The following is a 10,074-nucleotide window of genomic DNA, read 5'->3' on the forward strand; positions in this document are numbered from 1 at the left end:
CGGTCGAGTGCGCGGTGCCCTCACCGCTCGCGGGACACGCCGTTAACCCGTCCATGGGGGCTCGGTGGCGGCATTCATGCCGCCAACGGTCCCGCAAGCGGCGAGGACACCGCACCGGAGCGTTGGTCGGCTGCTTTCTTGAAGACGTATCGTCGGTGCGTCCTGCGGAGGTCGAGGGCAGGGCCATGCAGCCAGGCCGCATGTCCACCCAATTCGGCTGCGCCCATCTGCCAGTGGGCGTGGCCGTTGGTGAGTCGCTCTAAGTCGCGCCAACATCGAATGCATCACATGCGCCGTCTCACCACCTGACACATCGCAGCGCTATCCTGTGCCCATGTTCAAACCCGTCCGCCGCCTGATTGCGCCGCCATCGCAGGTTGTCGAACGCGACTGCGTGCGCGTGCAACTGGACGGCCGCGACATCGACGTGCTGCGCGTCCGCGACCCGCGCGCGCGCCGCATCAAACTCAGCGTCGACGAGCGCGGCGCGCGGTTGACCTTGCCGCTGCGTGCAAGCCTGGTGTCCGGCGAGCGCTTCCTGCACGCGCACCTGGATTGGCTGAGTACGCAGCTGTCGCGCTACCAGCAGGTCGATGCCTTTCCTGCGCTGGAGCGCGGGGTGCCGGGGCTGCTGCCCTTGCGCGGGGCGCTGCTGCCGTTGAGCTGGCACGACGGCCGCTACGCGCGCATCGACATCACCGATGCAGGTGCGCAGTTCTATGTGCCCACCCGCCTGGGCGATGCCGGTCTACGTCGCACACTGAAGGAATTCTACGAAGCGCAGGCCCGCGCCGATGTCGGCCGCTGGTTGCCCACCTATCTGCCTGGCCTGCCGCGCGCACCGGCACGGTTGCGTTTGAAGGTGATGTCCTCGCAGTGGGGCTCGCTCGCCCCGGATGGCTCGATGGCACTGGACCTGGCACTGGTGCTCGGCCGCCCGTCTGCGTTCGAATACGTGCTGGTGCACGAGCTCTGCCATCTGCTGCAGGCCAATCATTCGCCGGCCTTCTGGGCCGAAGTGGAACAGCGTTTCCCCACCTGGCGCGACGAACGCAGCTACTTTCACGAACACGGCCGCCAGCTCAAGGCGCAGCTGCGGCGGTTGTTGCAGGTCGCCTGATGCGAGGCCGCAGCGATGTCTGCTCGCGGTGATCCGTTCGCACTAAGTCCAATCAACAGCGATGCAAAGCCACTGCGCGGTCTGCCTTGGCGCGCGGCAAGCCCGCTAGCGCCATTCGTACGCTGCAGCCTGGGCGAGGTGCCGTCGGGCCAGCGGCGATAGCCAGGCAAACTGCTGCGCCAGGGCGCGTTCGGCCATGGCGACGCCTGTGTCCAAGGAGCGGGCCGTTGTCCAATGACGTGCGTCGCACGCTGTCGACCAGACCTGTTCGAACAACGCACGATCGTCTGCCCCAAGCGTTGGATCGGCACGAACCGCACCGCAAAACGTCCAGGGCGCATCCCACCGGTCGAAGCACTCAATTGCAATCACCACGCGCCGCATGACGCATCACGCTCCTTGCAGCTGCCTGCATCACCTCGGCGGTTGCGGCAGATCCGCAAGAAATCCATTGATCACCGCCGCCACCGGTGCCGGGGTTTCCATATGCAGATGGTGCGTGCCCGGCAGCAGCGTCAGACGCGCGTCGGGCACCATCGCCACGCGGTGATCGCGCAGCGCATCGGAAAAATACGGCTGCGCCGGCGTGGCGAAGATCGCCTGGGTGGGGCACACGATGGAGGCCAGCACCGCGTCGATCTGCGCCTCGGTCATGCGGATGGCGGTGGGCAGGGTCAGGCGTGGGTCGGTGCACCAGCTGTAGCCGCCTTCCACCACGCGCAGGCCGCGCTCCACCAGCAACCGTGCAGCCGGTTCGGTGAGCTGGTTGGCCATCATGCGTGCGCGCACCGGTGCCTCCATCGAGGCGAACACCCGCAGCGGCCGCTGCGCCAGGGTGCGCGTCGAACGCACCGAGTCGCGCAATCGTTCGGCCGTGCTCTCCACCGGCTCGGCCAGGGCGCCCAGCGCCTCGATGACCAGCAGCGCCTCGATGCGCTCCGGCGCGGCAGCGGCCATCAGACTGGCGACGCCGCCACCAAGCGAATGGCCCAACAACGTGAAGCGGTCCCAGCCCAGCGTATCGGCCACCTGCAACAGGTTATGGATCGCGCTGCTGAGCGTGTACTCCGCGCCCACCGGCAGCCACGCGCTATGGCCATGGCCGGGCAGATCCAGCACCACCAGATCCAGCGCCTGCGCGTGCAGATGCGCGCTCAGCGGTACGAAGCTGGCCGCGTTATCGAGCCAGCCATGCAGGGCCAGCACCCGGCGCGGCCCGCGCTCTGTGCTGCGCAACCCGGTGATACGACCGATGGCCAGCTCGCACGCAAACGGCTCCAACCTCACGCGCGACGCGCCAGTGCAGCCAGTGCCTGCGCGTGCGCATCGCTGGCATTGAGGCAGGGGATATAGCTGAGCGTGGCGCCGCGTTCGGCCAGCGTTTCGGCAAAGCCCAATGCCACTTCCTCCAGCGTTTCCAGGCAGTCGGTGGCAAAGCCCGGGCACACCAGATCGAAGCTGCGCACGCCGCCTTCGGCCAATGCCCACAAGGTCGGTTCGGCATACGGCTGCAACCAGCGTTCGGCCCCGAAGCGCGACTGGTAGCCCATCTGCCATTCGTCCGCGCCCAGGCCCAGCGCCGCCACGATCGCCTGCGCACTGCGCTCGCATTGCTGCGGGTACGGGTCGCCGGCATTGGCCACCCGTTGCGGCAGGCCGTGGAAGGAGAACATCAGCTTCTCGCTACGCCCGTGGACCTGCCAGTGCGCGCGGATGGAGTCGGCGATTGCCGCTACCCAGCCGGCGTCCTCGCAATAGTCCTGGATCACCTCAACCGCGATCTCCGGCGCGCTCGGGCGCCAGGCATCCACCACGTCCTGGATCGAGGCGGTGGTGGTGGTGGAGTACTGCGGGTACAGCGGCAACACCACGATGCGCTGGATGCCGCGCGCGCGCAGGGCATCGAGCGTCTTGCGCAATGCCGGCTCGCCGTAGCGCATCGCCCACTCGACGTGCCAGTCGGGCAGCGCCTGTTTCAGGCCATCGGCCAGGCGGCGGGTATACACCGCCAGCGGCGAGCCATCGGGTAACCACACCTTGGCGTATTTCTCCGCCGACTTGGGCCCACGGATCGGCAGGATCACCCCGTACAGCAACGGTTTCCAGAACAGCGGCGGAATGGCGACCACGCGGCGGTCGCTGAGGAACTCGGCCAGGTAGCGGCGCACGGCCGGGGCGGTCGGCGATTCGGGGGTGCCGAGGTTGACGACCAGCAGGGCGGTATCGGGTGTCGTGTTCATGCGCACCATTCTGGCAGAGCCGGGCAGCACTGCCGAGAACACTGCACCAATGGCGGCGATCGGCCGCGTCTTGCAGCCGGTTGCGCTCACCACCGATTCATTGCGCCACCACTAACGTCGCGGCATTGCTATCTTTGACGCATCGTCCCCTGGAGCTTGTCATGCCTCGTTTGTCGCGCCTGGCCCTGTTGTTGTCGCTGACCTTCGCCGCCGGCCATGCCGTGGCCGGCCCGGAAGAAGACCAGCGCGCACGTAATGCGGTGCGGGTGCTCAACGAGATCATGAAGATTCCCGAGCAGTCCATTCCGGACAAACTGCTCGACGAGGCGCGCGCCATCGTGGTCATCCCCGACACGCTCAAGGCCGGTCTGGTGATCGGCGGCCGCCGCGGCCACGGCCTGATGTCGATGAAGAACGCCGACGGCAGCTGGTCGCAGCCGGTGTTCGTCAAGCTCACCGGCGGCAGCATCGGCTTCCAGGCCGGCGTGCAGTCGTCCGACGTGGTGCTGGTGTTCCGCAACGACCGCAGCCTGGACAACATCGTCAACGGCAAGTTCACCCTCGGCGCGGATGCCGGCGTGGCTGCAGGTCCGGTCGGCCGGAACGCCGCTGCCGCCACCGACGGCCAGCTCAAGGCCGAGATCTGGTCGTGGTCGCGCGCACGCGGGCTGTTTGCCGGCGTGGCGCTGGACGGCGCGGTGCTGCAGATCGACGATGCCGCCGACCTCAACGCCTATGGCGGGGGTGCGACCCCGCGGATGATCTTCGAAGGCCGCACCAACGAGCGCCCGTCCACCGACGTGATCGCCTTCCGCGACCGTCTGGAGGAAGTCACCTACACCGCACGCGCCAACCGCACCAGCGATGGCGACGACGACACCGCACCGGTGCCGCCGCGCGCGCCAGGTGCCGCCCCGGCGGCGCAATCCGCCCCGCCGCCGCCTGCCAACGAAGCCAGCACGGTACCGATGCAGCCCAGCACCACCCCGCCGCCGCAGCAGGGGTTCCAACCGGTGTCCGATGGTGAAATCCGCACCGAATCACTAGACGGCAACCGCTGAGGCGCTGTCATCCCCCTGCACGGTGCGCTGGGGTATCCTGCGCCTTCCTTCTTTTTCAGCAAGCGAGCAGATCATGGGCGGTTTCAGCATTTGGCACTGGCTGATCGTGCTGGTGATCGTGTTGCTGGTGTTCGGTACCAAGCGGCTCACCAGCGGTGCCAAGGACCTCGGCAGCGCGGTCAAGGAATTCAAGAAAGGCATGCACGACGACGACAAGCCGGCCGGCAAGCTCGGTGACGACTCCCGCACTGCCGAGCAGGCGCGTGAGGCGCAGGCCGAACGCGACCGCGACGCGCGCTGATCCGGAGCAGCGTCGGTGTTTGACATAGGTGTTGGCGAACTGACGCTGATTGCGATCGTCGCCCTGGTGGTGCTCGGTCCCGAGCGCCTGCCCAAGGCGGCCCGATTTGCCGGACTGTGGGTGCGCCGCGCGCGCGCGCAGTGGGATTCGGTCAAGCAGGAACTCGAACGCGAGCTGGAAGCCGAGGAGCTCAAGCGCAGCCTCCAGGACGTGCAGGCCTCGCTGCGCGAAGCCGAAGACCAGCTGCGTCACAAGCAGCAGCAGGTGGAGCAGGGTGCACGCGCACTGCACGACGACGTGGGCCGCGATATCGATATCCGCAGCAGCGCAACGCCGGTGGCCACGCCATTGGAGCTAGCGCATGCGGATCTGTCGACCGGCGCCAATGCCGAGCCGGTTGCCGGAACTGCCCCAGGTGCTGCCATCGCCGCACCGGCGGCGGCGCCGGTGATTGCACAGGCACAGCCCGTTGCGCCGGCGCCCCATCAGGCAGTCGTGCCGGCGCCGCATGACCCCGTGGTACCGGCACCGCATGCAGCGCATCTCACCAGCGCGCCTGCGCAGGGCCCGGTCGCCGCACCGCCTGTCGAGCCGGGCACGCTGCACGTGTCCACCGCACCAACCCCGGCCGACCCGGCCAGGATCCAGGAGAAGCACCCGTGAGCCTGTTCGACGATGCACAGGCCGAAAGCAGTCTGATCGAGCACCTGGTGGAATTGCGCGCCCGCCTGGTGCGTGCCCTGATCGGCCTGGGTGCGGTGCTGCTGGTGCTGTTGCCGTTCTCGCGGGCGATCTATTCCTGGCTGGCCGCGCCGCTGATCTCGCAGCTGCCGCTGGGGCAGACCATGATTGCGATGAACCCGGCCGGCGCGTTCTTCGCCCCGTTGAAGCTGACCTTCTTCGTGGCGCTGTTCATCAGCGTGCCGTGGCTGCTGTTCCAGGCCTGGGCCTTCGTGGCGCCGGGGCTGTACCAGCGCGAAAAGAAGCTCGCGTTCCCGCTGCTGGCCTCGGCGGTGGCGCTGTTCTACATCGGCTGCGCGTTCGCGTATTTCCTGGTATTGCCGGCGGTGTTCCACTTCCTGACCACGTTCAAGCCGGACGTGATCGCCATTACCCCGGATGCCAATTCCTATCTGGATTTCGTGCTGGCGATCTTCTTCGCCTTCGGCGCGAGTTTCGAGCTGCCGGTGGCCTTGGTGATCCTGGTGCTGCTGGGCTGGGTCAGCCCCAAGCAGCTCAGCGAAGGCCGCGGCTACGCCATCGTCGGCATCTTCATCCTGGCCGCCGTGCTCACCCCACCGGACGTGGTGTCGCAGCTGATGCTGGCCATCCCGATGTGCCTGCTCTACGAGCTGGGCATCATCGCCTCGCGCGCCGTCGGGCCGAAACCCGCCTAGCGCCCTGGCTACAGTAAGGCGCGCGCCGACATGCAGGTGCGTACCCCGGCATCACCCGGACGCAATCACCCCCGTAGGGGCGCACCCGGGCGCGACCCGGCTCTCCCGTCGAAGGCTTCGTCGCGCCCCAGGGGCGGTCCTACGGGTTGGGATGGTCAGGCGGCAAACACGTTGGCGCGAGCGAGGGCGTCCCCGGAGACGCTTCGTCGCGCCCGGGTGCGCTCCTACGGATCAGGGTTTCGTTGTCAGCGCATCCCCGGATCAAGGCGATCAAGCCGCAAACACATCCGGCCGTGAGGGCTTGATCGGTTGGGCGGCGGCGCCTTCGTGGGTGAACATCTGCTTCCACGCCGCGTAGACCGAGCCGGCAAACACCGGCATCAGCACCGCCATCAGCAGTAGCTGGGCCAGCCACATCGCCACGGTCTGCCCGGCGACCAGGCCGACAATCAGCGCCACGATCATCACCGCGAAATAGATCGCGAAGATGGCGATGAAGGCCAGCACGAAGAACACCAGCATCGCCGGCAGGTTGTGCAGGCTGGCACGCAGGCTTTCGCGCAGTGCGTGGCCGCCGGTGCTGCGGTCGAACATCACCTGCGGCGGCATCACGAACAGCGCCAGCGTCATCGCCGCGAAGGTCGCGATGGTCAACAACAGCCACAGCAGGATGCGCCCGGCCGGCAGGCTGGCGGCCAGTTGCTCGATCTGCACCGGGTCGGGCTGGGCGCCGGACTGGCTGATCTGGTTGATCTTCACCATCACTTCGGACAACTGCTGCAGCCCGCTGGCGCCGATCATCGCCAGCAACAGCACACCCAGCAGCAGGCCGGCGATCAACTGCGGCAGCAACGACACCAGCAGATGCGGCGCGCGGCCGTCCTGCAGGCCGTGCAGCAGATGCGACGGTTTGGCGACGCGGCCTTCGTCCACCTCGCGGATTGCCCACAGCAGGCCGCCCATGAACAGCGGGCCGGCCAGCACCAGCAGGAACTGCAGGGCCGGGCCCAGCAGCGGCACCAGCACCGACAGCGACACCACCAGCGAGGCGGCCACACTCCAGATCACCCCCAGCGAGCCAAGCGCCAGCGGCGCCCGCTTCAACAGCGAGAAACCGGTCAACAGCCATTCTGCGCCGGCAGATGCCGGCACCTTGCGAATTTCGCTCATTCCCATTCCGGATCGATACGCGCGCCGGACCATCCGGCGTGACGCGATTATCGCTGCTTTTACGTGTGCGCGGCGGGACGAGCGTTCACTGTTTGCAGGCCGCGGGCGTGGTGCACGAACCGGCGCAGCAGCTTGCGGGCCACCGGCGCGGCGGTGACCTCGCGGGCCACGGTGCGGGCGCAGCGGCCGTGGCGGGCAATGCAGTCCGCGCGGGCCTGGACGTAGCCGCGCATGTGGTGGGTGGCGAACTCCGGGTGAAACTGCACGCCCCAGGTGGCCCGGCCCCAGCGGAACGCATGGCAGCGGTCCTGGCGCGAGTGCGCCAGCACGATGGCGCCGTCCGGGGCGCGCACCACCGTCTGCAGGTGGGTGGCATGGGCCGGGAACTGCGCCGGCAGGCCTGCAAACAAGGGGTCCTGCCCGGCTGGCGGATGCAGTTCCAGGGCGATCGTGCCGGACTCGCGCCCGGCCGGGTTGTAGTCCACCTCGCCGCCCAGGGCGTGCGCCAGCAACTGGTGCCCGTAGCAGATGCCCAGCAACGGCATGCCCTGGTGCGCCGCGGTGCGTAGCCAGCCTGCGCTGCGTTCGCTCCAGTCGGCGCGGTCGGTGACGAAGGCGGCCGAGCCGCTGACGATGACGCCGGCAAAGTCAGCCGGATCAGGCAGCGGATCGCCATTGGCGACGTCGATGGCCACCGTTTCATGCTCGGCCAGCCCCGCCGCCACGCGAATCCAGTGCGGAAAACGGCCGTAGCGCTTCATCTCCGGCACGGGCTGCCCGGTTTCGATGATCAGGAACGGCAAAACAGACATGCGCGAAGATCCGGACACGACAGATGTGCCCGATTGTAGGCGGCAGGGGCGGCTTTGTTTCAAGCGTCTCCCCCGGATGGGCCCTGCGCGTCATTGCCGAATGACATGTCTTGATTCCCTCCAGGCGGGGTCGACGGGATCGCCACGGCGGTGGCATGCCCTGGATATCGGCAGCGAGCGGCGCGACTGGATTGTCGGCGCGTTCGTCGCGTCGCGGCCTGAGGATGCCGTGGCCTGCTTGAACGGGAGAGGCATGGCTGGATTGACCGACTTTCGACGCGAAGCCGCGCCCTCCACGCTGCGCCTTTGCTGCAGGGCCCTTGCCCGCGCACCCTCGCGGGACACGCTGCAAGTACGTCCATGTAGCTCCGTGGCGGCATCCATGCCGCCAAGGGTCCCGCGACGGTGGGCGGGCAAGGACCAGTCAAGTTGGTCGTTCGCAGAGCTTTCAACAGCGCAACGACCAACGCTCTGGTGCGGTGTTTTGTTTCTTCTGGTAAGCCACCAGCCAACTTGCTGGTGCGGTGTCCTCACCGATTGCGGGACCGTTGGCGGCATGGATGCCGCCACCGAGCCTTATCTGTTCGGAATGTGGCAGCGTAGGTGTCGAGAGCCGGCGTGGGCTGCCGTATGAGCCTGGATCTGAGCGATCGCCTTGGAGCTTGGCACCCACGCCGGAATCTCCCTTGTTTCGCCCGAACAGTTGCCCGAGGTGACACTCGAAACGATAAGACTGGGCAGGCGAGGGAGCTCTCGACATTTCCAGCCTAGCGGAGATCTCCCATGAGCGGAATCGGGATCGATGTGTGCAAGAAGTCCCTGGATGCGGCTGTCTTTCAAGGTGAGGCCCGCCAGTTCAGTAACACGGCAAGCGGGCACTGCAAGCTCGTCCACTGGCTGAGGACACTGCCAGTTAGGCAGGTGGTGCTGGAGGCGACCGGTGGCTACGAGCTGGCCGCGCTGGACGCGCTGCATCAGGCGGGAATCCCGGTGGCACGCGCCAATGCGTCTCGGGCGCGTCACTTGGCCAACGGCTTGGGACTGGCAAAAACCGATCGGCTGGACGCGGGCATGCTGGCGTGTATGGCCGAGAAGATGGAGCTTCATCCCTATGTTCCACTGCCGCCGTGGCAGCGTCATCTGGGCGAGCATGTCCGCGCCCGCCGCCAGCTCATCGATCTGCTGAAGACGGCCAAACAGCAGCTGTTGCAGGTGGCGGACAAACCGCTACGCAAGCTGCTGCAGGCCAACGTGAACCAGCTCGTGCGCAGTGTGGCGCGGCTGGATGAACTGATCGCCGGGCAGCTAAAGACGCTGCTCATCGAGCAACCGCACCTGGCGGCGTTGAAGACGCTCAAAGGGGTCGGTCCGGTATTGCTGGCCGTGTTGGCGTGCCGGTTGCCGGAGCTTGGGACGCTCAACGGAAAGCAGATCTCCCGATTGGTGGGGGTTGCCCCGCTATCGCGCGACAGTGGCAAGATGCGTGGGAAACGAGGGATCGGCGGAGGCCGTGCCGATATCCGGCAAGCGCTGTACATGGCGGCGATGTCCTCGGCGCGTCACGAGCCTCGCCTGCGTGATTTTTATAGAGCGTTGCGGACACGCGGCAAGAAGGCAAGGTCGCGATCGTGGCGGTGATGCGCAAGATGCTGGTCATCCTCAATGCGCGCGTGCGCGATGAAAGAGCCGCCACGCAGCCAGCCTGAGCATGCTCGACGGCCATGAGCAGACGCAAAAGCGTGCCGGCCAGCAGCCGCCACCTATGGATGAACACGTCTGAAGGAAACCGATCAGAGCTCGCGGATCGAGATCCTGATCAACACAGTTGCTCCAGGGACGGATTCACGGCGTGTCCCGCGACGGTGGGCGGGCAAGGGCCCTGCAGCAAACGCGCAGCCTCGGTCGAGTGCGCGGTGCCCTCACCGCTCGCGGGACACGCCGTTAACCCGTCCATGGGGGCTCGGTGGCGGCAT

Annotated in this window: 9 protein-coding genes and 1 pseudogene; 6 read left to right on the plus strand and 4 right to left on the minus strand. The window is 67.2% G+C overall.

The features are described 5' to 3' along the window. Positions 1–334: 334 nt before the first annotated feature. A complete protein-coding gene (locus tag XnspCFBP7698_RS21080; RefSeq protein WP_184386072.1) occupies positions 335–1,120 on the plus strand; it encodes a SprT family zinc-dependent metalloprotease in 786 nt (261 codons plus the stop codon). Positions 1,121–1,534: 414 nt separating this feature from the next. Here XnspCFBP7698_RS21080 and XnspCFBP7698_RS21090 read toward each other — a convergent pair whose 3' ends face one another. Both XnspCFBP7698_RS21090 and hemH read right to left on the minus strand, forming a co-directional pair. Further along, complete coding sequence (locus tag XnspCFBP7698_RS21090) at positions 1,535–2,407, minus strand: alpha/beta hydrolase (RefSeq protein ID WP_104581841.1); 873 nt, start codon at positions 2,405–2,407, stop codon at positions 1,535–1,537. Further along, on the minus strand, positions 2,404–3,369 hold the full coding sequence (gene hemH, locus XnspCFBP7698_RS21095; RefSeq protein WP_104581840.1) for a ferrochelatase: 966 nt from the start codon (positions 3,367–3,369) through the stop codon (positions 2,404–2,406). Before hemH ends, XnspCFBP7698_RS21090 begins: the two co-directional genes overlap by 4 nt. A 152-nt stretch (positions 3,370–3,521) precedes the next feature. Here hemH and XnspCFBP7698_RS21100 point away from each other — a divergent pair, with 152 nt between their 5' ends. From XnspCFBP7698_RS21100 to tatC, 4 genes are all read left to right on the plus strand, one after another. Next, entirely contained in the window at positions 3,522–4,421 is a 900-nt protein-coding gene (locus XnspCFBP7698_RS21100) for a YSC84-related protein (protein WP_047694171.1), read from the plus strand. A gap of 73 nt (positions 4,422–4,494) precedes the next feature. Further along, positions 4,495–4,722 (plus strand): Sec-independent protein translocase subunit TatA, encoded by a 228-nt coding sequence (gene tatA / locus XnspCFBP7698_RS21105; protein WP_003484969.1) that lies wholly within the window; start codon positions 4,495–4,497, stop codon positions 4,720–4,722. A 15-nt stretch (positions 4,723–4,737) separates the two neighbouring features. Beyond that, a complete protein-coding gene (gene tatB / locus XnspCFBP7698_RS21110) occupies positions 4,738–5,385 on the plus strand; it encodes a Sec-independent protein translocase protein TatB (protein WP_104581839.1) in 648 nt (215 codons plus the stop codon). Then, positions 5,382–6,119: a twin-arginine translocase subunit TatC gene (gene tatC / locus XnspCFBP7698_RS21115; protein ID WP_104581838.1), complete on the plus strand. Its 738-nt coding sequence runs from the start codon at positions 5,382–5,384 to the stop codon at positions 6,117–6,119. The genes tatB and tatC overlap by 4 nt, the downstream gene beginning before the upstream one ends. A gap of 270 nt (positions 6,120–6,389) precedes the next feature. On the opposite strand, the gene XnspCFBP7698_RS21120 is transcribed toward tatC, so the two are convergent. Together XnspCFBP7698_RS21120 and XnspCFBP7698_RS21125 are read right to left on the minus strand one after the other, a co-directional pair. Next, complete coding sequence (locus tag XnspCFBP7698_RS21120) at positions 6,390–7,289, minus strand: BPSS1780 family membrane protein (protein ID WP_039412276.1); 900 nt, start codon at positions 7,287–7,289, stop codon at positions 6,390–6,392. Positions 7,290–7,348: 59 nt separating this feature from the next. Continuing rightward, positions 7,349–8,101: a glutamine amidotransferase gene (locus XnspCFBP7698_RS21125; RefSeq protein ID WP_104581837.1), complete on the minus strand. Its 753-nt coding sequence runs from the start codon at positions 8,099–8,101 to the stop codon at positions 7,349–7,351. 783 nt (positions 8,102–8,884) lie between these two features. Between XnspCFBP7698_RS21125 and XnspCFBP7698_RS21130 the strand changes: the two are divergent. Beyond that, positions 8,885–9,807 (plus strand): annotated as a pseudogene (locus XnspCFBP7698_RS21130) (IS110 family transposase). Positions 9,808–10,074: the final 267 nt, after the last annotated feature.

It is taken from the genome of Xanthomonas sp. CFBP 7698 (assembly GCF_003600855.1).
In the GTDB taxonomy this organism is placed as follows: domain Bacteria; phylum Pseudomonadota; class Gammaproteobacteria; order Xanthomonadales; family Xanthomonadaceae; genus Xanthomonas; species Xanthomonas cannabis.